The sequence below is a fragment of the Bdellovibrio sp. 22V genome (genome assembly GCF_030169785.1).
GTDB lineage: Bacteria > Bdellovibrionota > Bdellovibrionia > Bdellovibrionales > Bdellovibrionaceae > Bdellovibrio.
The window spans coordinates 808,168-830,035 of the sequence record NZ_CP125854.1 but is presented as its reverse complement, the minus strand read 5'-3'; the positions used below and the strand labels follow the sequence as shown (position 1 = coordinate 830,035).

Annotated in this window: 22 protein-coding genes; 5 read left to right on the top strand and 17 right to left on the bottom strand. The window is 43.9% G+C overall.

All coding sequences use genetic code 11. From position 1 onward, the window contains the following. Nucleotides 1-35: 35 nt before the first annotated feature. From atpD to QJS83_RS03960, 9 genes are all read right to left on the bottom strand, one after another. Nucleotides 36-1,442: a F0F1 ATP synthase subunit beta gene (gene atpD / locus QJS83_RS04000; RefSeq protein WP_284607812.1), complete on the bottom strand. Its 1,407-nt coding sequence runs from the start codon at nucleotides 1,440-1,442 to the stop codon at nucleotides 36-38. 11 nt (nucleotides 1,443-1,453) lie between these two features. Further along, nucleotides 1,454-2,338 carry an ATP synthase F1 subunit gamma gene (atpG, locus tag QJS83_RS03995; protein WP_284607811.1) on the bottom strand — a complete coding sequence of 295 codons (885 nt, stop codon included), beginning with the start codon at nucleotides 2,336-2,338 and terminating at the stop codon, nucleotides 1,454-1,456. A 12-nt stretch (nucleotides 2,339-2,350) separates the two neighbouring features. After that, complete coding sequence (gene atpA, locus QJS83_RS03990; protein ID WP_284607810.1) at nucleotides 2,351-3,874, bottom strand: F0F1 ATP synthase subunit alpha; 1,524 nt, start codon at nucleotides 3,872-3,874, stop codon at nucleotides 2,351-2,353. A 2-nt stretch (nucleotides 3,875-3,876) separates the two neighbouring features. Further along, nucleotides 3,877-4,422: an ATP synthase F1 subunit delta gene (gene atpH, locus QJS83_RS03985; RefSeq protein WP_284607809.1), complete on the bottom strand. Its 546-nt coding sequence runs from the start codon at nucleotides 4,420-4,422 to the stop codon at nucleotides 3,877-3,879. A gap of 3 nt (nucleotides 4,423-4,425) precedes the next feature. Continuing rightward, nucleotides 4,426-4,977: an ATP synthase F0 subunit B gene (locus QJS83_RS03980; RefSeq protein WP_284607808.1), complete on the bottom strand. Its 552-nt coding sequence runs from the start codon at nucleotides 4,975-4,977 to the stop codon at nucleotides 4,426-4,428. A 13-nt stretch (nucleotides 4,978-4,990) separates the two neighbouring features. After that, complete coding sequence (locus QJS83_RS03975; RefSeq protein WP_284607807.1) at nucleotides 4,991-5,422, bottom strand: ATP synthase F0 subunit B; 432 nt, start codon at nucleotides 5,420-5,422, stop codon at nucleotides 4,991-4,993. 94 nt (nucleotides 5,423-5,516) lie between these two features. After that, nucleotides 5,517-5,831: a bactofilin family protein gene (locus tag QJS83_RS03970; RefSeq protein ID WP_284607806.1), complete on the bottom strand. Its 315-nt coding sequence runs from the start codon at nucleotides 5,829-5,831 to the stop codon at nucleotides 5,517-5,519. 41 nt (nucleotides 5,832-5,872) lie between these two features. After that, on the bottom strand, nucleotides 5,873-6,877 hold the full coding sequence (locus QJS83_RS03965; protein WP_284607805.1) for a ParB/RepB/Spo0J family partition protein: 1,005 nt from the start codon (nucleotides 6,875-6,877) through the stop codon (nucleotides 5,873-5,875). Then, a complete protein-coding gene (locus QJS83_RS03960) occupies nucleotides 6,870-7,703 on the bottom strand; it encodes a ParA family protein (RefSeq protein WP_284607804.1) in 834 nt (277 codons plus the stop codon). The genes QJS83_RS03965 and QJS83_RS03960 overlap by 8 nt, the downstream gene beginning before the upstream one ends. A gap of 127 nt (nucleotides 7,704-7,830) precedes the next feature. Between QJS83_RS03960 and QJS83_RS03955 the strand changes: the two genes are divergently transcribed. Continuing rightward, nucleotides 7,831-8,328, top strand: coding sequence for a hypothetical protein (locus QJS83_RS03955; protein WP_284607803.1), 498 nt, complete (start codon nucleotides 7,831-7,833; stop codon nucleotides 8,326-8,328). Nucleotides 8,329-8,351: 23 nt separating this feature from the next. On the opposite strand, the gene rsmG is transcribed toward QJS83_RS03955, so the two are convergent. From rsmG to rpmH, 8 genes are read right to left on the bottom strand one after another with little or no spacing between them, the layout of a single operon-like run. Beyond that, nucleotides 8,352-9,017, bottom strand: coding sequence for a 16S rRNA (guanine(527)-N(7))-methyltransferase RsmG (gene rsmG / locus QJS83_RS03950; protein ID WP_284607802.1), 666 nt, complete (start codon nucleotides 9,015-9,017; stop codon nucleotides 8,352-8,354). Continuing rightward, a complete protein-coding gene (gene mnmG / locus QJS83_RS03945) occupies nucleotides 8,965-10,896 on the bottom strand; it encodes a tRNA uridine-5-carboxymethylaminomethyl(34) synthesis enzyme MnmG (protein ID WP_284607801.1) in 1,932 nt (643 codons plus the stop codon). Before mnmG ends, rsmG begins: the two co-directional genes overlap by 53 nt. Before the next feature lie 14 nt (nucleotides 10,897-10,910). Then, complete coding sequence (gene mnmE / locus QJS83_RS03940; protein WP_284607800.1) at nucleotides 10,911-12,353, bottom strand: tRNA uridine-5-carboxymethylaminomethyl(34) synthesis GTPase MnmE; 1,443 nt, start codon at nucleotides 12,351-12,353, stop codon at nucleotides 10,911-10,913. A gap of 47 nt (nucleotides 12,354-12,400) precedes the next feature. After that, nucleotides 12,401-12,961: a Jag family protein gene (locus QJS83_RS03935; protein ID WP_284607799.1), complete on the bottom strand. Its 561-nt coding sequence runs from the start codon at nucleotides 12,959-12,961 to the stop codon at nucleotides 12,401-12,403. A 30-nt stretch (nucleotides 12,962-12,991) separates the two neighbouring features. Continuing rightward, a complete protein-coding gene (yidC, locus tag QJS83_RS03930; protein WP_284607798.1) occupies nucleotides 12,992-14,608 on the bottom strand; it encodes a membrane protein insertase YidC in 1,617 nt (538 codons plus the stop codon). Next, nucleotides 14,592-14,888: a membrane protein insertion efficiency factor YidD gene (gene yidD, locus QJS83_RS17455; protein ID WP_350159260.1), complete on the bottom strand. Its 297-nt coding sequence runs from the start codon at nucleotides 14,886-14,888 to the stop codon at nucleotides 14,592-14,594. The genes yidC and yidD overlap by 17 nt, the downstream gene beginning before the upstream one ends. Next, nucleotides 14,830-15,189, bottom strand: coding sequence for a ribonuclease P protein component (gene rnpA, locus QJS83_RS03925; protein ID WP_284607797.1), 360 nt, complete (start codon nucleotides 15,187-15,189; stop codon nucleotides 14,830-14,832). The genes yidD and rnpA overlap by 59 nt, the downstream gene beginning before the upstream one ends. Next, on the bottom strand, nucleotides 15,179-15,328 hold the full coding sequence (rpmH, locus tag QJS83_RS03920; RefSeq protein WP_284607796.1) for a 50S ribosomal protein L34: 150 nt from the start codon (nucleotides 15,326-15,328) through the stop codon (nucleotides 15,179-15,181). Before rpmH ends, rnpA begins: the two co-directional genes overlap by 11 nt. 184 nt (nucleotides 15,329-15,512) lie before the next feature. Between rpmH and dnaA the strand changes: the two genes are divergently transcribed. The 4 genes from dnaA to gyrB all read left to right on the top strand — a co-directional run bounded on the left by dnaA (nucleotide 15,513) and on the right by gyrB (nucleotide 21,867). Beyond that, nucleotides 15,513-16,928 (top strand): chromosomal replication initiator protein DnaA, encoded by a 1,416-nt coding sequence (gene dnaA / locus QJS83_RS03915; RefSeq protein ID WP_284607795.1) that lies wholly within the window; start codon nucleotides 15,513-15,515, stop codon nucleotides 16,926-16,928. A gap of 234 nt (nucleotides 16,929-17,162) precedes the next feature. Then, nucleotides 17,163-18,269, top strand: coding sequence for a DNA polymerase III subunit beta (gene dnaN, locus QJS83_RS03910; RefSeq protein WP_284607794.1), 1,107 nt, complete (start codon nucleotides 17,163-17,165; stop codon nucleotides 18,267-18,269). After that, entirely contained in the window at nucleotides 18,269-19,393 is a 1,125-nt protein-coding gene (gene recF, locus QJS83_RS03905) for a DNA replication/repair protein RecF (RefSeq protein WP_284607793.1), read from the top strand. The genes dnaN and recF overlap by 1 nt, the downstream gene beginning before the upstream one ends. A gap of 56 nt (nucleotides 19,394-19,449) precedes the next feature. Further along, complete coding sequence (gene gyrB / locus QJS83_RS03900; protein ID WP_284607792.1) at nucleotides 19,450-21,867, top strand: DNA topoisomerase (ATP-hydrolyzing) subunit B; 2,418 nt, start codon at nucleotides 19,450-19,452, stop codon at nucleotides 21,865-21,867. Nucleotide 21,868 lies beyond the last annotated feature (1 nt).

The window sequence follows — 21,868 nt, the reverse complement described above, 5'->3', positions numbered from 1 at the left end:
ACTATGCAGCCTGCCCTTTGATCAGAAGAGCAGGATTAACCCTGCAACTTCTTCGCTTTCTCGATAACGTCTTCGATAGTTCCAACAAGGTAGAACGCTTGCTCAGGAAGAGCATCGTGTTTACCGTCAAGGATCTCGCGGAAACCTTTAACAGTGTCTTTGATATCAACGTATTTACCTTGCAAGCCAGTGAACTGCTCCGCAACGAAGAATGGTTGAGACAAGAAACGTTGGATTTTACGAGAACGAGATACAACAAGTTTATCCGCTTCAGACAACTCGTCCATACCCAAGATCGCGATGATATCTTGAAGTTCACGGTAACGTTGCAACAATGCTTGAACGTCACGAGCACACTTATAGTGTTCTTCACCGATAACGTTCGGATCCAAAAGACGTGAAGTAGACGTCAATGGGTGAACCGCAGGGAAGATCGCCATTGCCGCGATATCACGGTCAAGGTTCGTCGTCGCATCCAAGTGAGTAAATGTCGTAGCTGGAGCTGGATCCGTGTAGTCATCCGCAGGAACGTAAACCGCTTGTACGGAAGTGATAGAACCTTTTTTAGTCGATGTAATACGCTCTTGAAGAGCACCCATCTCAGTTGCCAATGTTGGTTGGTAACCTACCGCAGAAGGGATACGACCCAACAATGCAGAAACTTCGGCACCCGCTTGAGTAAAGCGGAAGATGTTATCAACGAAGAAAAGAACGTCTTGATTTTCAACGTCACGGAAGTATTCCGCAACTGTCAAACCAGTCAATGCAACACGCGCACGTGCTCCAGGAGGTTCATTCATCTGACCGAATACAAGCGCTGTCTTAGAGATAACGCCTGACTCTTTCATTTCACGCCACAAGTCGTTTCCTTCACGAGTACGTTCACCAACGCCCGCGAATACAGAGAAACCACCGTGCTCAGTCGCGATGTTACGGATAAGTTCTTGGATAAGAACTGTTTTACCAACACCCGCACCACCGAACAAACCGATCTTACCGCCCTTTGCGTAAGGTGCTAGCAAGTCAACGACCTTAATACCAGTCATCAACATCGCAGCTGCAGTTGCTTGATCTTCAAATTTAGGAGCAGATCTGTGGATGCCCCAGTTTTCTTTTGCGTTTACTGGACCCATTTCGTCGATAGGTTCACCAACTACGTTGATGATACGACCCAAAGCTTCACGGCCTACTGGAGCTGTGATTTGAGTTCCCAAAGACTTCACCTTTTCACCACGAACAAGACCTTCAGTTTGGTCCATCGCGATAGTTCTAACAACACCGTCACCCAAGTGCTGAGCAACTTCTAGAACAAGGTTCATTTCAGCGTCAGAGATAAATTTATTTGTTACACGAAGAGCAGAGTTGATAGCAGGCAATTCACCGCCTTCGAACTCTACGTCCACTACGGGACCCAATACCTGTTTTACTTTACCGAATGCCATTATTCAGCTCCCTATTTAAGCGCTTCCGCGCCAGATACGATTTCAGTCAATTCTGTAGTAATCTTTTCTTGTCTCAATTTGTTGTATGTCAGAGTGAGTTTGTTGATCATCTCTTTCGCGTTGTTTGTCGCGTTTTCCATCGCGCTCATACGAGCACCATGTTCGCCGGCAACGGATTCAGACATACATCTGTAAACTTGAAGGTCGAAGTGCTTCTCAAGCAATTCTTTGATGATTTGCTCAGGAGCTGGTTCGAAAATCATGTCTACGGCAAAGTCGTTGGACTTCTCTGTTTCAGTTTTGAAAGTCGTCAAGCCAAGATCAATTGGCAAGATTGTTTCAGCAACTACAACCTGAGAGATCGCAGACTTAAACTCGTTATGAACGATACGAACTTCATCGTATTGACCTTCGAGGTAGTCGTTCATTACGCGGTTTGCGACTTTGGATGCCAACTCGTAAGAAATATCCTTATCAAGTTTCGTGATATAATCCACGGACTTGATTCCTCTTCTTGAGAAGTAGTCATGACCACGACGGCCGATGAAAAGGAAATCGATCTTTTCAAGTTTGCTTTTATTCTCGTTATAATAAGCTTCGGTAAATTTGTTGATATTGCTGTTGAAAGCGCCGCAAAGACCGCGATCAGAAGTGATAACAACAAGCAAAACATTCTTCACTTGTTCTTTCTTCTCCATCAACGGATGCGACACTTTGTTTGTCACAGCGATATCCGCAATCACCTTACGCAAAGTCAGAGCATAAGGACGCATATTAACGATGTTATTCTGCGCCTTTCTCAACTTTGCAGCAGACACGAGCTTCATCGCTTTCGTGATCTGCTGGGTGTTTTTTGTGGACTCGATCCGAGCCCGGATATCCTTCAAGCTTGCCATTTAAGCACCAAATTATTGTTTAGAAGGTTGGAAGATAGCTTTGAACTCTTCAAGAGCTGCCAACAACGCTTTTTTAGTGTCGTCGCCGATCGCTTTCTTCTCAGAAATAGTCTTAAGAATGTCAGAGTGCTTGTTCTTCAAGAACTCGATCATTTCTTTTTCGTATCTCTTAACGTCAGTCTCTGGGTAAGCATCAACGAATGCATTAGATGCAGCAAAGATCATAACGATTTGCTCTTCAACTTTTACTGGTTGGTACTGAGCTTGTTTCAAAACTTCAACAAGACGGCGACCACGAGAAAGCTGTTGTTGAGTTGCTTTATCTAGATCAGATGCGAATGCAGCAAACGCCTCCATCGCACGGAACTGAGCAAGCTCAAGTTTCATAGAACCCGCAACTTGTTTCATCGCTTTAATTTGAGCGGCACCACCCACGCGAGATACAGATTTACCTACAGAGATAGCCGGACGGATACCTTTGTAGAACAAATCAGACTCAAGGAAGATCTGACCGTCAGTGATAGAGATAACATTAGTTGGGATGTATGCAGAGATATCGCCCGCTTGAGTCTCGATGATTGGCAATGCAGTCAATGAACCGCCGCCTTTATCGGCAGACAATTTAGAAGCACGCTCCAACAAACGGCTGTGGCAATAGAATACGTCGCCTGGGTATGCTTCACGTCCTGGGGGACGGCGCAACAACAATGACAACTGACGGTAAGCTTGAGCTTGTTTCGTCAAGTCATCGTAAACGATCAATGCATGTCTGCCAGTATCACGGAAGTATTCCGCCATTGCCGTACCAGAGTAAGCAGCAAGATATTGAAGTGGAGCTGGATCAGACGCATTCGCCGCGATGATAGTTGTGTACTCAAGAGCACCTGCTGCACGAAGCTTTTCAACAACAAGAGCAACTGTAGATTGCTTTTGACCGATAGCTACGTAGAAGCAGTGAACGCCTTGACCTTTTTGATTGATGATCGTGTCAACGGCGATAGTTGTTTTACCAGTTTGACGGTCACCGATGATCAACTCACGTTGACCACGTCCGATTGGTACAAGAGCGTCGATAGCTTTGATACCTGTTTGAAGAGGTTCTTCAACTGGGTGACGGTAAACGATACCAGGAGCTTTCAATTCAACAACGCGAGAGTGAGGCGTATTAAGAGCACCACGGCCATCAATTGGATTGCCAAGAGCGTCTACTACGCGACCAAGAAGAGCTTCACCAACTGGTACGGAAACGATTTTTTTAGTTCTTTTAACAGTATCGCCTTCTTTAATCTGACGATCTTCACCGAACAAAACGGCACCAACGTGACCTTCTTCAAGGTTCAAAACCATTCCGAATACTTCACCTGGGAACTCAACGAGCTCACCCGCCATTGCATTTTCAAGACCGTAAATACGGGCAACACCGTCCCCTACGGAAAGAACGCTACCTGTTTCGCTTACTTCAATCTTTTTGTTGTATTGATTGATTTGTTCTTTGAGAACACGACTGATTTCGTCAGCACGAATTTGTGTTTCCATTGTTAGTTGGCTCTCCTGTTTAATTCTTCATTCAATTTTTTAAGATGTGTGTCGATGCTATCGTCGAACGTCCATCCACCCACTTGAGCAACAACGCCGCCCAAAAGCTTAGGATCTTGTTCGTAAGTCAATACGATCTTCTTGTTCAAAACCTTATTGATCTTTTGTTCGATCTCTTTTTGCGCATCAGCTGATAGAGGCTGAGCAGAGCGAACGACTCCGCGGGTAACGCCTTCTTCGATGTCCAACATTTGTTGAAAAGCTTCAACAACTTGATCAAGGATATCGAGACGATTTTTCTCACCCAATAGGACAAGAGTATTTAGAACCTCTTGAGAAACTCCTTTATTAAGAGCCGCTTTTACAGCCGCTACTTTTTGATCAGAAGAAACCATTGGATTTGCAAAATATGTTTTTACAGAAGCGTCTGCTTTGAAAGCTTGTGCAAGAGCTTGAAGCTCTGCAAACGCCTGCTTGAATGTGCCTTGTTGTTTTGTAACAGCCAAGAGGGCCTTGGCATATCTTCTAGCAACTTCACTGACTCTCATGGGTTACACTCCAACGTTGTTGATGAAATCTTTTTGAAGTTTTTGTTGATCAGAAGATCCAAGATCTTTCGTCAACACATTGCGAGCGGCTTCCAAAGAATCCTTCAAAAGTTGCGCGCGCAATTCGTTTTGTGCACGTTGAACTTCAAGCTTTGCAGTCAGCTCTGCATCTTGACGAATACGTTTCGTAACGTCTTCAGCTTCAGTCATGATTTGTTTCTTCATGTCTTCCGCGTGCAGCTGAGCTTTACGAAGAGACTCTTCGCGAGTCGCATCCAAAGTTGCAAGCTTGTGCTTGATATCTACGAATTCTTTTTCTGCTTGCTCACGCGCGAAGGCAGACTTTTCTGCAGCCTCAAGGTAAGCCGCTTTTCTTCCTGCGAAGAAAGAAACGATTCCGTCTTTTGTGAAATAAATAAGACCTGCAACCAAAATCGCAACGTTGATTGCTTGGTACATAACAGCTTTAGGAATGTGCCCGTCGCCGTGACCGCCACCAGCAGCCATCGCAAGAGCAGGAGCCAAGATAATGAAAAGATTCAAAAGCAACTTCATGTCTTCTCTCTTTTTATTTTAACAACTTAGTAGTGATCGCCATTGCAACTGCATTTGTTTGAGACTTCAAGTCAGCCGCAGCTGATTGAATGGCAGTTGTGATTTTGTTGCGGTTGTCTTGAACCATTTTTTCAGATTCAGCACGCGCTTTTGCTACAAGAGTTTCATACTCTTTATTAGCTTGAGATTTCGCAGCATCTACGATGCCTTTAATTTGAGAATTCAACTCACGCGTTTTTGTTTCGTATTCGCTTTGCAACTCTACGGATTTGTTTTGAAATTCAAGGGCTAGATCTTCGCCCCCTTTAGTTCTTCTTTGTCGTTCTTCAAGAGCATGCGCATAGGGCGCGAATACAACTTTGCTTAGAAAGATCAAAGCAATAGCAAAAAGAACAAACTGAAAGGCTGCCGTGGTATTGATACCTAATTGTCCAAAAATGTCCATTTGGTTGAAATCCCTACTGATTTTTTGAGCCTAGGGAGTAGCATCCGGACTCGGAACTGGTCAAGGTCAATTTACTTATTGATAATGTTGCTGCCTAAGACTTAGGCATGTAGGACGCCCCTTCGAATACAACCCCTTCATCGATACGCAAACTCGGGGATGTCACTGTGCCTTTAAACACAGCCGGCGGGTGCATGATAACTCTGCGGCGGGCAAAGAGATTTCCCTCTACCCGGCCACTTATAACGATTGTATCGGCCTCAATTTGAGCTGAAACGGTGGCACCTTCGTTAATAACGATAGTGTCCTTAGTAAAGATTTCCCCCTTAAAATCCCCGCCGATTTGCACGGTGCCTTCGAAGCTGAGCTTTCCTTCGAAATGCGTCCCCTGGTCAAGGATTGCTGTCACATGACCAGAAAGGAGATCTTCTTGAAGTGAGGGAGGAAAAGTTACTGCCATCCTTCTTTGAGCCTATCTACTAAATTAGTAAGTTCGTCGTCTGAGTAAAAATGAATACTGATTTTACCCTTTGAATTGGAATAATCAATGTTCACTTTTGTTCCGAGCATTTTTTGAAGCTCGTCACTCAAACCGGAAATAAGACGTTGCGTAACGTTTGAATCAAAACTTGGCGACTCATCCGCTTCATCCGCGTTACCCTTTACAACAGCTTGCACCATTTTTTCGAGCTTACGAACCGCAATTTTCTCGTTCACGACTTTCTTCGCGAATTCGATTTGTTTTTTTGGCTCTGGCAAAGAAAGAAGAACTTTCGCATGACCCACTGACAAATCATTAGCTGTGATCATGGATTTTACTTCTTCAGGCAAAGACAAAAGACGAACCGCATTAGCTACGGTCGCACGATCTTTACCCACCTTCTCTGCAACTTGTTGCTGAGACAGTTTGAATTCAGAAATAAGGCGCGCATAACCTTCCGCCTCTTCGATTGGATTCAAATCTTCACGTTGAATATTCTCAACAATCGCAAGTTCCAACGCTTGTTTGTCATCGTAATTCTTAAGGATAACTGGAACTTCATGCAGACCTGCAAGTTGCGCAGCTCTCCAGCGACGTTCACCGGCTACGATTTCCAATTTTCCAGAACTCGTACGACGAGCCACGATCGGCTGAAGAATTCCGTTCTCTTTAATAGACTGAGAAAGCTCTTGTAGCGGCTCTTTCTCAAAAGATGTACGAGGCTGATATTTACCTGGAGAAAGTTTATCAATCCCTACTTTCCAAATCTTGCTCTCTGGGTCTACGGGAGGGGCGACGGGAGCAGGAGTTGGCGCAGCTACTGTCGTATTATTAACAGGAGTTGGAGCCGGAGCTGAAGTCGTGGAAGCTTTTGGCGTTGGAATTTCCGCAGGAGCCGGGCCACCTAAAAGAGAACCCAATCCGCGGCCAAGGCCTTTCTTTTTGTTTGATGATTCAACAGCAAAATCAGACATTTACTTCCCCTTCATAAGCATTTTGTTCAGTCTGTGGAGTCGCAGCTGTCGTCGTTTTTGCGTCTGAACGAGCAATCACTTCTTTAGCTAGCTCCAAGTATCTTTGTGCGCCGATGGATTTGCTGTCGTATTCGAGGATGGATTGACCATGGCTTGGTGCCTCACTGAGGCGAACATTTCTTGGAATGATGGCGTTGAAAACTTTCTCGCCAAAATGATTTTTAATCTCAGTCACAACTTGGTGGCTGAGGTTGTTACGAACATCAAACATTGTAAGGACGATGCCTTCGATGTGCAGTTGCGGATTCAAATTCTTTTTGATCAAACCCGCCGTATTCAAAAGCTGGCTCAAACCTTCAAGCGCATAGTATTCACACTGAAGAGGAACCAAGAAACTGTCTGCCGCATTCAATGCATTCAAAGTCAAAAGACCCAAAGACGGAGGACAATCAATAAAGACAAAATCAAATTGATCAGCCACTGTCGCGATTGCTTGCTTTAGGCGATATTCACGCTGCGGCATATCAACAAGCTCGATCTCTGCACCCACAAGGTCAGGATTTGCTGTTGAAATTTTTAGATTAGGATTTGCTGTGTTTTGAATAGCCTCGCTGAGAGTTTTCTCACCGATAAGGACGTGGTAGCTATTCGCGTCTTGGCTGTCGTATCTTTTGATACCCAAACCGCTCGAAGCATTGCCCTGAGGATCCATATCGATCAAGAGTACTCGTTTTCCAAGAGTAGCCAGCGCAGAGGAGAGGTTTACAGACGTCGTTGTCTTACCAACACCACCTTTTTGGTTAGCTATGCAGATTGTTTTTGCCATTTTTCCTCCTTGAGAATCAAAAATCTGACTTTTTCGAAAAACATGCAAGCGTAAAGACCAGTTTATCGCGCCACACCTTATGTTTTTCCATCAAAATGCCGATGTTCCACGTGGAACAATTGTCTGTATGAGATTAATCAGCATAATCACCATCTGTTTTTTCCTAGTCGCGTGTAATAAGCCCGATCCAAATCCGGAGCTGAAGGATCCTATTTACGGTGATCTTACTTCTTCTCTTGCATCGATATCCCAGCAGCTCGAAGCACAGAAAAAGACTCTCGAAGAGCACGAGCAGGCATTGAAAGACGTCGTTCCGCAAACAGGGCAAATTAAATACGCGCAAAAGCGTGTGAATGAAACAAAGGCGCTTATTACTCGCCTCGATCAGGAAAAACAGTATCTAGAACTCAAAATCGAAGCCCGCAAGAAACAATCGAAGAAATCCTACCTCCAGGCATTCAAAAAGAATGAACCTTGGCCTGATCCTAAGGAGTGGGACTCCTATCAGGTGGAAAAAAAGCTCCGAGCCGCAAAGAAAGACTGGAGCGTGCAAGAACGCATGAAAGAACTGGGTTTTGGAAACGAAAAAGCCCCCGCACCGACGGCCGAGGGCTCTTCTCATTGATGTTCCACGTGGAACATTTCGAATTATGCGATTTTATCTGTTTTAACGACTGAAAACTTCACAGCGCCAACCGGAAGTTTGTATTCTCCCACAAGTGAAGGGCTCCAAATAGAACAAAGCTGTGTCGGAATTTCCCCCACTTCAATACCCCACTCTTCACTCTTAAGATGATAGAAAACGCCGCCCTTAGGAACGGTCTTTCTTGTAAGAAGAATGGCTTTAGAAATAGAAGCAAAACCGCGAGCCATGGCAAACGGCATAGAACCATCCGGAAATGCATCGACGGGTTTGTTTTCGACAGTCACGTTCGTAAGTTTCAACGAAGACGCCAGATGTTTCAGGAATTCGCACTTGCGCTGATCGGTATCTACCAACACTACTTGCACCTGCGGATATAAAATCGCAAATACCATCCCTGGAAAGCCATTACCGCTTCCGAGGTCATAGATTTTGTCCATCTTAGGATTTGCAGTATAAATAATTCGAGATGCGAGAATAGAGTCAGCAAAGTGAATGGCATCAGCGACAAAGAGGGTCTTTGGAGAGATTAAATTCAACGTACGATTAAACTTAATCAGCTCCTCATGATAGGTCTTAAGTCGAGATCTGACCTCAGGACTTAGATCCGGAAACCACTCATCTGTGCGCCAGTATATGATCGGCGCTTCCTGTTCCTTGTTGTCCTTCAAGCTGCATCTCCTTGATTTTTTTATGACCCTTTAGATGAATCATTATAGCCTGAATCGCAGATGGATTGACACCACTGATGCGCTGAGCTTGGCCTAAGGTACGTGGCTTAACGCGTTGCAGCTTATCTTTCTCCTCGTTAGAAAGACCACGAATGTCAGCATACACAAGGCCTTCTGGAAGAAGCATTTCTTCGAGTCTTTTGGACTGATTGATAAGTTCCATCTGCCTTTTCACATAACCAGAATATTTGACTTCAATTTCAACCGGCTCGTTGACGTTCGGATCAGCGTCCACGCTGAAATTGAACATCTCTAGATGCGAACTCGAAATCTCAGGACGACGCAGTAACTCTTCAAATGTTAAGGACTTTGTTAGTTCTGGAGTCGGAATTGTCTTTAACAATTCTTGCACATCTTTGGTTGGATAAATCTTTTCCGTGCGCAATTTTTCAAGCAAAGACTTACGTTTCCCTTGAAGGCTCTCAAGAACATTCATCGAGGCTTCAGAAACAATACCAATTTTCGCAGCGATAGCACCTAACCTGTCGATAGTATTATCTTCTCGAAGAACAAGACGGTGTTCTGCGCGTGACGTGAACATGCGATAAGGTTCTTTCGTTCCTTTTGTCACAAGGTCATCAATCAAGACGCCGATGTAAGCTTCGTCACGGCCAAGAATAAATTCATCACGGCCCAAGATGCTGTGAGCGGCATTAATTCCCGCTACCAAACCTTGAGCAGCAGCCTCTTCGTAACCGGAAGTTCCATTGATTTGTCCCGCAAGGAACAACTGACGAATCGTACGAGTTTCAAGACGATGCCAGATTTGTGTTGGTTCTATATAGTCGTACTCAACGGCATACCCGTAACGAGCGACTTTAACACTCTCTAAGCCAGGAATGGTTTTCAAAAATTCATCCTGAACTTCTTCAGGCAGACTTGTTGAAATGCCTTGAAGATAAATGAGGTCCGTTGAAAGACCTTCCGGCTCTAAGAAAGTTTGGTGACTTGTTTTTTCCGCAAAACGAGTGATTTTATCTTCGATAGATGGGCAATAGCGTGGGCCAACACCTTCGATAATCCCGCAGAACATCGGAGATTTATCCAAGTTATTACGAATAATTTCGTGCGTTTGTTCACTCGTGCGAGTCAAATAACAGAGAACTTGAGGAAGTTTTAATTTATCAGAAGAGCGATAGCTGAACGGATAAATCTTTTCGTCGCCACCTTGAGGAACTGTTTTTGACCAATCGATACTATCGCGCAAAAGACGCGCCGGAGTTCCGGTTTTTAAACGCTTCACTTCAAAACCAAATTGCGCCAATTGATCAGACAAACCAATAGAAGGCTTATCACCGACACGGCCGCCAGCTTCCTGACGAAGACCGATATGCATGACACCATTCATAAAAGTACCGGTTGTGATGATCGTGGCTTTCGCAAAAATCTCGGAACCATCTTGAAGAACAACACCCACGCAAAGATCTTTTTCCAAGATCAGACGTTTTACTTCACCTTCTAGAAGATCTAAGTTCGCTTGATTTTTTAAAGCTTCCGTTTGGAATTGAGAGTAAAGATGCTTGTCATTCTGAACGCGAGTTCCGCGAACCGCGGGACCTTTCGAAGAGTTAAGGCGTTTGTACTGAATGCAAGTTTCATCGGCGGCAACACCCATTTGTCCACCAAGGACATCAATTTCACGAACCATGTGACCTTTTGCAAGTCCACCGATCGAAGGGTTGCAGCTCATATAAGCAATACGAGAAATATTTGATGTAACCATCAACGTTTGAAGTCCAAGACGAGCCGAAGCCAAACAAGCTTCCACGCCCGCATGTCCCGCGCCGACTACTATGACATCATACTTTTTTGTGCTCATAATTTTTCTCTGGCTTATTTGCCGATACAAAACTCTTTAAAAACACGATCCATGATTTGATCATCGAATCGTTTGCCGAGAGTTTCGTGGATCGCGATCAGAGCTTCTTTGAGTTCAATTGCTAAGAACTCTTCGCCCATTCCCTGCTCCACTAAACCTTTCGAGCGGCGTGTGTTCTCAAGAGCTCGAGAGAGATTTTCCAAATGACGAGAGTTGGAAATCAAAACCGTGTTTTCCATCTGCAAGTCAGCGAATTCCTTCACAAGTTCTTCAAGGACACGAGAACGCACCTTTTTATCAAGAGCGCTGACAAAGAACACCCTTCTTTTGAGGAAGCTCTCTAAGTCCCCGATTTTTTGGAAAAATTTACTGTTTTTCAGAGATTTTTCGACACTTTCCACGGTTGGAGAAGCTGAAAGACGGTCTGTTTTATTAGCTAAAATATAGGTTCTTTGTGGGTCTAAACCATCCAAAATAGACAACTCTTCGGCAGAAAGACCCTGCTCGATATCAAAAACAAAAAAAACGACGTCAGATTCGCCGGTGGCCTCACGACTTTTCTGGATACCGATTTTTTCGACAAGATCTGAAACCGATTCACGCAAGCCGGCTGTATCTAAAAAGGTGAACTTTACACCCTTGTAGCTTGTATCTCCGTGGATCACATCGCGAGTTGTCCCAGGAATATCTGTGACAATAGCGCGCTCATCTTCCAAGAAAAGATTTAACAGACTTGATTTTCCCACGTTGGGAAGACCTGTTAAAACCACACGGAATCCGTCTTTCAAAAGACGACCGACTTTGAAAGTACCGACAAGTTCCTCAAGACCATTTTCAATTTTATCAAGGCGACCAAGAACCACATCGTTTTCGACAACTTTAATACCTTCGGTAGAAAAATCGATTCCCGCTTCCGCATGCGCAAGAATCCATGTCATGTCGTTTTCGATGTCTTCTAATTTATGAGAAACGGAGCCCTTCAACTGACGAAGAGCTAAACGAGCGGCCTGCTGACTTTGACTCTCAATCAAGGAAAGGACACTTTCCGCCTGAACCAGATCTAGTTTTCCATTCATAAAGGCGCGGTATGTGAACTCACCGCGATCCGCGGGACGCGCGCCTAAAAGAACCAACTGCTGCAAAATACTTTGGCAAATAACGGGACTTCCGTGACAAGAAATTTCGATAACTTCTTCACCCGTAAAAGAACGGCCATGCTTGAAGTATGTCGCCAAAACCTCATCAATCTCATTGCTTGTTTCGTGGTCGCTCGACGTCGCCGTCAAAACACCGAAATAAACTTTATGAGACTCAGGATGTTCAGGCAAAAACTGACAGATTTGTGAAACGATCGAAAGAGTGCGTGGACCGCTAACTCTTATAACAGAAATTCCGCCCACTCCGTGAGGAGTGGAGACCGCACAAATAGTGTCTTGATCACGATCTCCTCGGAACATTTTTTCCTCTCGGGCCTTGCGGCCCTTACTCTACCCGCTTGTGCGGATTAATCATTAGACGATGCTTCTTCAGCAGCGCCGCCTTGGGATTGTCCCTTGGCAGGATAAATTTTGATCTTTTTGTAAAGACCGTCACCTAGTGAGCGGCTTTTTACGCGTGGATCCTTCGCCAAATACTGGTGAACCACTTTACGATCTTTTGGTGGTAAAGCACGGTAGTATACAGATTTGCCTTGCTCAATGCAGATTGCTTTCAAGTTTTCTGCGCGCTCGATCAAAGCGTTTGCAGACTCATCACGGTAACCACCGCAGTCAACAGTGACGTTTGTTTTATCTTCAGGGAAGTTATGTTGAATAACGCGCTTAAGGAACAATTGGAAAGCGTCCAACATCTGACCTTTTTTATCTTTCAAGATCTCTTCGTCTGCGCCGTTGAATTCAACAGCCAAAGTAGCGCTGCCATCTTCGTCTTTATCCGTTCTTACTTCGAACGAAAGATCAAATTGCGCTTTCTCGATGATTCCCTCTAAGGTCTTTTGAACAAGTGCTTCAACTTCGTTGTTTGCACCCTTGCTTTTCCCCCCGAAAAGCTTACTGAAAAAACCCATGATACCTCCTAGTTAAAACAAATTTAAAAATTAAGCTGCCTTCGGCGTTCTGTCTCTCATGATCAACCACTGCTGAACGATACCGAAAAGAGTACTTACAACCATGTAAAGCGTAAGACCCGCAGGCAATTGCAACATGAAAAGAGAGAACACAACTGGCAAGAACAACATGATCTTCGCTTGCGTCGGATCCATTGTGGATGGCGTGATCTTTTGTTGGATAAACATGAACACAGACATCAACACCGGAAGAACATAGAACGGATCATGCGCACTAAGGTCATGAATCCATCCAACAAATGGAGAGTTGTACAATTCAACAGAAGAACCGATCACACGATAAAGAGCGAAGAAAATAGGAATCTGCAACAACATCGGCAAACATCCACCCATTGGATTCGCGCCGTTTTGTTTCATTACAGACATCATTTCCTGATTCAAACGCATTGGATCGTCTTTATACTTCTCACGCAAAGATTGGATGATCGGCTGAACCTTTTGCATCGCTTTCATCGACTTGAAAGACATGATGTTGAAAGGAAGAACGACAAGACGAACAAGAAGAGTCAGAAGAATGATCGCGAAACCCCAGTTTCCGACCATCGCATGAAACGCCTTCATCACGTAAAGAAGGGGACGCGCGATAAAACCAAAGAAACCAAGATCAATGATTTGTGCAAGCTCAGGATCCACGGCCTTTAAAGCGTCGATGGATTTAGGACCCGCATAGAAGATCTCAGAGAAGATCATTTCTGATTTCAATTGCACAGGCTTATAAACAAGTTCCGCCAATGCTTTTTTCTCTGCCACCTGCGCAGACAAATTCACTTCAGGAATGATTTCAGACTTATCTAGAATAGCCGCCGCGAAATATTGAGAACTTACAGAGATAATAGACGTGCCGCCGATCGTTTGATTCACATTCTCTTTGGCATTACTGAAGTTCACTGTTTCATGTTTTCCGCCTGTATGAACGACGAAGAAATCTTGGTGCTCATAAGAAGGAAGGAAGAAAGAGGAAGATCCTTGCACAGTGACCGCCTCAGGAATAAGAAGCGAGAAACCTTTTTTGAAGTCTTCTGTCGGATTAGAAATAGAAACTGTATTTGAGAAAGAAGAGTTTTCCGGATTGTACTTCAACTCTCTTTTAACAACTGTCGTTCCTACTTGCGCAGTACCAATATAATGACCTGGAGCTTGCTCAGTCACTGCAAAATCAAGCGGCTTCGTATCGCCTGCAAAACGCATTTCGAAAAGACCAGTGTGCTCAGAAGTTCCAAGCTTGATGTTGTTCTTTTCTTTATCTTGATAGTTATTCACCGTGAAGTTCTTCAAACCCATTCCGTGATTAGTCAGGGTGAACGCCACTTTTTCGTTTGAGAATGTAAAAGTTTGTTCCGGATTTACCGGAGCGCCGGCAACTACTTCAGATTTTGTTTCAAGAGTTTTTGCGGTATCGGCAGGAGTCGCAGTTGCCGCTGGAGTTTGCGCCTCTTTCTTTTCAGAAGTGGCGTTAATAGCTTTTCCGTAAGAAGGATATTTTTTGCCGAGGTAAGTTTGCCAGCCGAAGTAAACCAGAGCAACAGTGGCTACGGCGATGATAGTTTTTGGTTCAAAAAAAGAAGGGTTGTTATTCTTTTGTTGCATGGAGCTTTCCTCCTCTAGGGGGAACCGGATCGTACCCAAAAGGTCCACCGGGACGGCATTTACACACTCTTTTTGTGATTAACCACAAAGCTTTATGTGTGTGATGAGTTTTAATTGCATCGAGTGCATAGGCAGAACAACTAGGTTCAAAGCGACAAGAACCACCCAGATGAGTAGTTACAACAGTACGATAAGAAGCTACGAAGAACCAAAGAAGACCTTTAGATATTCTTTCGTACGACTTCCAAACCGCGATCCATAGCTTTGACAAATTCCTCATGTGGAAGGCCTTTGTAAAAGTTGGATTCCATAGGTTTAAAGATGATGTTGATGTCGGCTTCAATAGATTTTCCCGCCACAAGAGAAGCTCGGAAATACTCTCGACTCCAACGTTTCAGTTTATTTCGGACGACTGCAGACCCAACTTTGCGGCTCGCAGTTACACCAAAACGCAACTGACCTACAGAGTTCTTTTGATAATTCAAAAGCAACCATTTCGTAGGCCAGTATCTTTTTCCCGATTGTTTGAGAGAGAGAAACTCAGAGCTTCGCTTTATAATGTGTGGAGAACTATTTTCCACCTGTAGAAACCGTCAAACGCTTTCTTCCTTTAGCGCGACGACGATTAAGAACTTCTTGGCCAGCTTTAGAAGCCATGCGAGCACGGAAACCGTGTGTAGCTTTACGACGTTTATTTGAAGGTTGGTATGTACGTTTCATGACTAACTCCCCGAGTGCTAAATTACGACGCTAATTGACGTCAGTTACATCTATATATGTATTCCACAAAGTTGTTCACAACTAGATACGTGGGGCATAAATAAAGCACATCGCGGCAATAAGGTCAACTGTTGAAAACTTCAGCTCCCCTTGTTAAGAAGCCCGTGGTTTTGAGGGGAATCGCGTGGAGTTAAACTCGTCATTTTGGACACTAATCAAATCAAAGATGAAGAGCAGGAACGACAATAACAAGTTGTTGGATACCTGGCTTGATCCTATTGAGTACGTGAATACGACTGGGACCATCGAACGTCCCAGATTGATACTCGGAGTACCCAATGCTCTTCATCAGTACTTCGTTATCGAGAACCTTCAAGATAAGATTTATACTGAAATTTCAGATACTTATGGAAAACCGTTTGAGGTCGAGTTTAGTATTACGGGCAACAAAGTAAATACTCATATTGAGACTTCTTACACACCGGACGACGCTATGAGCGGCACTGAAATCCTGCAAGCTCAGCTGGCTCGTACTCAGAATATCCAGGTTACTCAACCAAGGTCGGGTCCGGATACTCTCAACTCAGAACTGACTTTTTCGACCTTTGTCGTGGGTAAAAACTCTGAATTTGCGCATGCGGCTTGCTTTAACGTGGCTAGAAACCCGGGAGCAGACGATTACAACCCTCTCTATATATATGGACCGGTTGGGATGGGTAAAACCCATCTTTTACACGCCGCTGGAAACCATATTCGTGAGCAATATCAACAACTTAGAATCACCTATATCTCGGCTGAACGTTTCATGAATGAGTGTATTTCAGCCATCCGCCGCCATGAAATGGATAAGTTTAGACAAAAATATCGAGAGAATTCCGATATTTTGCTCGTCGACGACGTTCAGTTCATTGCTCGCGGGGAAGCTGTTCAAGAAGAGTTTTTCCACACGATCAACAGCTTTATTGATTCCCGTAAGCAAGTTATTCTAGCCAGCGACCGAATGCCGAAGGATATCCACGGCCTCGAAGACCGCAGCCGAACGCGCCTTGAGCGTGGTTTGATCGCGGATATCACAATGCCGGATCTGGAAACACGTATTGCGATCCTTCGTTATAAGGCTGAAAAGTTTAACGTGCGTCTTCCTGAAGACGTTGTGAACTACATCGCGCGTATTTCCAAACGTTCTATTCGTGAGTTGGAAGGCAACTTAAAGAAGATCAAAATGTTCTCGGAGCTTCAGGGTCTTCCGATCGACTATGACCTCGTGAAACGCATTCTTTCGCATCATGAAACTCAGTCCACAATCTCTGTGGAGGAGATCATGAAGCTCGTTGCGGACCACTATAAAGTACGTGTTTTAGACTTAAAGTCTTCAACTCGTGCGAAACCTATTGTCGTTCCACGTCAAATCGCGATGTATCTGATTAAGAAGTTCCTCGACAAGTCTCTTGTGGATATCGGTAAAGCTTTTGGCGGAAAAGACCACACTACTGTGATGAATGCTCTAGAACGTGTGAAGAATCTACAGGCGACGGATCAAGATATTTCTAAAGATATCGAAGATTTAGAACAGAGGATCCACAATATCACAGGTGTGTGAATGTGGACTGTGGATAGAGCTGTGGAAGATTTTGGGGTTCAAAATGTGGATCAAAGTTACCCCCAAAATCGAAGAGTTTCACCGGGGTTTGTACAGAGAGCTTATCCACAAGTGTTTTTTAGTGTTTACATGCACTTAGGAGATTTGTTAGGTTTTCCACGCCCCTACTACTACTACTAGTTATTTATATTAATAGTAATAGATAATAAGAGGGTCTTTAAAAGAGGGTTTTTCATGAAACTTGAAATTGATAAGAGAGATCTATTAAGCCTTATCGGAAAAACACAGAACATCGTTGAGAAACGCAACACAATGCCTATTCTCATCAACGTTCTTCTTGAAGCGGATCAAAACTCTTTGAAAGTTTTCGCAACGGATTTGGAAGTCAGCCTTACAGACCAAATCAAAGTTCAAGTTCATCAACCTGGTAAAGTTGCGGTGAGTGCAAAAAGTCTTTTTGAAATTGCCAAAGAACTTTCAGAAGGTCCTATCACTCTAATCAAAAAAGAAAATAACTGGCTTGAAATTAAACAAGGTAAGTACACTTCAAAAATCGTAGGTATCTCGGCTGAAGAGTATCCGATCTTCCCAACTTACAACTCGCAAGCTTTCATCTCTATTCATGCGCAAGTGTTGAAAGAGATGATTGATAAAACAATCTACTCTGTTTCAAATGATGAGACTCGGTACCACTTGAACGGTGTCTTCTTCGAGTTGAATGCACAAGGTGGATTCAAAATGGTGGCGACAGACGGTCATCGTATGAGCTTGGTCAATAAACCTTCTTCCGAGGTGAAAGTAAACGCAACTCAAGGCGTGATCATTCCTCGTAAAGGCCTTCATGAAATCAAAAAGATTTTGGAGAGCATCGAGGGAAATGTTGAAATCGCTATCGAAGGTTCGCAATTCGTATTGAAACATTCGTCAACAATCTTGATGATTCGTTTGATCGAAGGAAAGTACCCGAATTATCAACAGTTTATTCCACAGAAACTTTCACAAAAAGTGATGATCAGCCGAGAAGCTTTCCTCACTTCGTTGAAACGTGTTTCTCTTTTAGCAAATCAAAAATCAAAAGCGGTTCTTTTGAATCTTTCAAATGGCCGTATGGAGATTTCTTCGAACAATCCTGAGTTGGGTGACGCGAAAGAAGAAATCGAAGTTGAATATGCCGGCAACGATATCAAGATCGGCTTCAACGCGAAGTATATCACGGATATCTTGACGAGCATGAATCAAGACAAAATTGATTTCGAATTGAATGACCATCTTTCGCCAGGTTTGATGAGACCTCACAACGACGCTTCTTACACTTGCGTTGTGATGCCTATGAGAATCTGATGATCTTCGAAAAACTTCGTCTTGTTAATTTTCGCAATTATCGGGACGTTGTTGTTCCCTTCTCTCCGAGAGTGAATGTTTTCCTCGGAGAGAACGGCCAAGGAAAAACAAATCTCCTTGAAGCTTTATATCTCGTTTCCCAAGGTGAATCTTTTCGCTATAGCGACAACTCAACTCTTATCAACGCGCAATTTTCTGAATCGGTTATCCAAGCTTTGGTTAGGCAAAATGATCTAAGCTACAAACTCACACTGGGACTATCCAAATCGCGCAAGGTACTTACACTCAACGATAAAAAAGTTCGACCGACCGACATTCGCAAAATTTTCGCGAGCGTTGTGTTTAGTCCGGAAAGTTTGGCGTCGATCAAAGAAGGCGCTGATTATCGCCGTGAACTTGTGGATGATTTGCTTGTCACCTTTGACCGGAAAAACGCCGATTTGATATCGGATTACCGAAAAGCACTCAAAACTCGTAACAAGATCCTTAAAAACCATTTAGAGGGTTTGAACGACAAAACGGTCACCGAGAACCTTTTGGACGCTCTAAACCCCCAATTCTTGCGTTTAGGAGCCGATTTAGCGTACGCCCGCATCGCTGCACTAGCGGGTCTCTCCAAAGATTTTAATAATGCCATGCAGTACATTTCTGGGAACACGGCTGTGGATATCTCCGTGGAATACGTGATTTCCGATCAAAATGCGGTGAGTTTTTCCCGAGAAGAAGTCTATTTTGCGCTCGAAAAACGTCTTCGCGAGTTGCATGATGCGGAGCTCTCTTCGGGCTCCAGTCTAGTAGGCCCGCACAAGCACGATATTGTGTTCCTATATGGGCAAAAAGACTCAAGATTTTACTGTAGCCAAGGGCAGCAAAGAGCCATCATATTATCTTTCAAAATGGCCCAAATTGTGTATCATAGGAAGGCTCACGGAACCTATCCCGTGCTGATGTTAGATGATGTTTTATCTGAGCTCGATAAAGCCAAAAGAGATGCGTTGATTACGTTCTTACATGAGATCAATACGCAGATTTTTGTAACGACAACAGATTTTTCATTACCTGATTCTTTCAGCCTCGATCAGCTCTCCGTTCTGCGCATCAAGGATGGTCACATTCTTGATTAACGCGACTCCAGAATAAGAAAACTGGAGTACGCCCGTTTTCTAAGTAAGGGGTTACAGTGTCAGTCGAAGAACAAAAAACATATTCCGCCGACTCGATTCAAGTCCTTGAAGGTCTTGAAGCCGTTCGTAAACGTCCAGGGATGTATATCGGTGATACCGCTTTCAAAGGTTATCACCATCTTGTGTATGAAATTGTGGATAACTCCGTAGACGAACACCTTGCAGGATATTGCAAAACAATCAAAGTTTCTATCAATGCGGATGAATCAATCACTGTCGAAGATGACGGTCGTGGTATTCCGGTTGCGGTTCAAAAACAAACTGGAAAATCCGCTCTTGAACTTGTTATGACAGTTCTTCACGCCGGCGGTAAGTTCGACGGTGGCGGTTATAAAGTTTCCGGTGGTCTTCATGGTGTGGGTGCTTCCGTTGTGAATGCCCTTTCCACTCGTGTAAGTGTTGAAGTTCAACGTGATGGTCATTTTTGGAGACAAAACTACGAGCGCGGAAAAATTTTAGCGCCTATTGAAAAAGGCGAAGCAACTACTAAAACTGGTACGAAAACGACTTTCAAACCAGATCGCGATATTTTCAAAGACGAGACCTTGTCTTATGACTTCGCGACTTTGGCGAATCGTTTCCGTGAATTGGCTTTCTTAAATGCCGGTCTTCACATCTCATTGACGGACGAGCGCACAGGAAAGAAACAAGACTTTCAATACGCGGAAGGTGTTGCTGAATTCGTTCAGTACATGAATCAATCTAAAAAATCTCTTCACAATGAAGTGATTTACTTCCGTGGTGAGAAAGACAATGTCGATGTTGAAATCGCAATGCAGTGGAATGATTCTTACTCTGAATCTATTTTCACATATTGTAACAACATCAATACACATGAAGGTGGTACTCACCTTGTTGGTTTCCGTGCGGCATTGACTCGTACAACGAATGCTTACGCGACGGAAAAAAATCTTTTGAAAGATCTTAAAACAAACCTTGAGGGTGAAGACATCCGTGAAGGTTTGGCAGCGGTCATCTCTGTCAAAGTTCGTGAGCCGCAATTCGAAGGTCAAACGAAAACAAAACTAGGAAATGCCGAAGTTAAAGGTATCGTTGAATCTTTGGTGAATGAAAAACTTGCGGACTGGATGGATCGCAATCCTTCCGTTTCTAAAAACATCATCAGCAAGTGTGTGGAATCGGCGCGTGCCCGCGAAGCGGCTCGTAAAGCTCGTGATTTGACTCGTCGTAAAACAGCTCTTGATGGCGGCTCATTGCCAGGAAAAATGGCGGACTGCCAAGAACGTGATCCTGCTCTTTGCGAATTATACCTGGTGGAGGGTGACTCTGCCGGTGGATCCGCGAAACAAGGTCGCGATCGTCGTACGCAAGCAATCTTGCCGTTGAAAGGTAAGATCTTGAACGTCGAAAAAGCGCGTTTTGATAAAATCATTTCCTCAGAAGAGATTAAAGTTATCATCTCGGCTTTGGGAACTGGGATCGGCAAAGATAACGTGAACGTGGATAAAATCCGCTATCACAAAATTATCATCATGACCGATGCCGACGTCGACGGATCGCACATCATGACTCTTCTTTTGACGTTCTTCTATCGTCAAATGCCGATGGTTCTTGAGCGTGGTTACGTTTACATTGCGCAACCGCCTCTTTACAGAGCGAAAAAAGGCAAAGAAGAAACTTATTTGAAAAATGAAGCGGCTCTGACAGAGTATCTTTTGAGCTCTGGTTTGAATAACTTCAAAATTAAAGGCAAAGAAAATCTTCCTGAATCAGAACTTCGTCAGTTGATCTTGAATATTCAACGTTTCAACGACTTGCTTCGTGTTTCCTCGAAAAAATACGACAAAGATGTTTTGTATTTCTTGTTAAGCAAAGTGAACGACTTCGAAGGTTTGCTGGCTGACGATAAGAAAATCGAAACCGCTTTGAAAGATTTGGGCGCATGGATTAATGCGGATCAAAAATTGGGAATCACGGAGTACAAAGGCGAAGTTAAAAAAGATGAAGCAGGCCGTTCTTATGCTGACATCTACACTGTTCGATACGCCGATCGCATGACGACGAAGTTTGGTCAGGACAACCTACGTTCTTCAGAGATTATCGAACTTCGTAAGATCTGGGCGCAAATCCAAACTATCAGTACTCTTCCGTTGACGATTCTTGAAGGTGAAACAGAAGTTCAGTTTGAAAACTACAACGACTTCTATACGCATGTGATGGAATCTACGAAAAAAGGAATCTACATCCAACGTTACAAAGGATTGGGAGAGATGAACCCAGAGCAGTTGTGGGAAACAACGCTCAATAAAGAAAACAGAACCCTTTTGAAAGTGACGATCGACGACGCTGTTGCGGCCGACGAGACGTTCTCGATTCTGATGGGTGAAATGGTTGAGCCTCGTCGTCAGTTTATCCACGACAATGCTCTTCTTGCTCGTAGTTTGGATGTTTAAT

Coding starts and splice junctions, on each gene's coding strand:
- yidC (WP_284607798.1), bottom strand. CDS start 14,608: ATGCAACAAAAGAATAACAACCCTTCTTTTTTTGAACCAAAAACTATC.
- atpG (WP_284607811.1), bottom strand. CDS start 2,338: ATGGCAAGCTTGAAGGATATCCGGGCTCGGATCGAGTCCACAAAAAAC.
- rpmH (WP_284607796.1), bottom strand. CDS start 15,328: ATGAAACGTACATACCAACCTTCAAATAAACGTCGTAAAGCTACACAC.
- QJS83_RS03975 (WP_284607807.1), bottom strand. CDS start 5,422: ATGGACATTTTTGGACAATTAGGTATCAATACCACGGCAGCCTTTCAG.
- QJS83_RS03980 (WP_284607808.1), bottom strand. CDS start 4,977: ATGAAGTTGCTTTTGAATCTTTTCATTATCTTGGCTCCTGCTCTTGCG.
- QJS83_RS03935 (WP_284607799.1), bottom strand. CDS start 12,961: ATGGGTTTTTTCAGTAAGCTTTTCGGGGGGAAAAGCAAGGGTGCAAAC.
- dnaN (WP_284607794.1), top strand. CDS start 17,163: ATGAAACTTGAAATTGATAAGAGAGATCTATTAAGCCTTATCGGAAAA.
- QJS83_RS03955 (WP_284607803.1), top strand. CDS start 7,831: ATGAGATTAATCAGCATAATCACCATCTGTTTTTTCCTAGTCGCGTGT.
- mnmE (WP_284607800.1), bottom strand. CDS start 12,353: ATGTTCCGAGGAGATCGTGATCAAGACACTATTTGTGCGGTCTCCACT.
- atpA (WP_284607810.1), bottom strand. CDS start 3,874: ATGGAAACACAAATTCGTGCTGACGAAATCAGTCGTGTTCTCAAAGAA.
- recF (WP_284607793.1), top strand. CDS start 18,269: ATGATCTTCGAAAAACTTCGTCTTGTTAATTTTCGCAATTATCGGGAC.
- mnmG (WP_284607801.1), bottom strand. CDS start 10,896: ATGAGCACAAAAAAGTATGATGTCATAGTAGTCGGCGCGGGACATGCG.
- atpH (WP_284607809.1), bottom strand. CDS start 4,422: ATGAGAGTCAGTGAAGTTGCTAGAAGATATGCCAAGGCCCTCTTGGCT.
- atpD (WP_284607812.1), bottom strand. CDS start 1,442: ATGGCATTCGGTAAAGTAAAACAGGTATTGGGTCCCGTAGTGGACGTA.
- yidD (WP_350159260.1), bottom strand. CDS start 14,888: ATGAGGAATTTGTCAAAGCTATGGATCGCGGTTTGGAAGTCGTACGAA.
- QJS83_RS03965 (WP_284607805.1), bottom strand. CDS start 6,877: ATGTCTGATTTTGCTGTTGAATCATCAAACAAAAAGAAAGGCCTTGGC.
- QJS83_RS03960 (WP_284607804.1), bottom strand. CDS start 7,703: ATGGCAAAAACAATCTGCATAGCTAACCAAAAAGGTGGTGTTGGTAAG.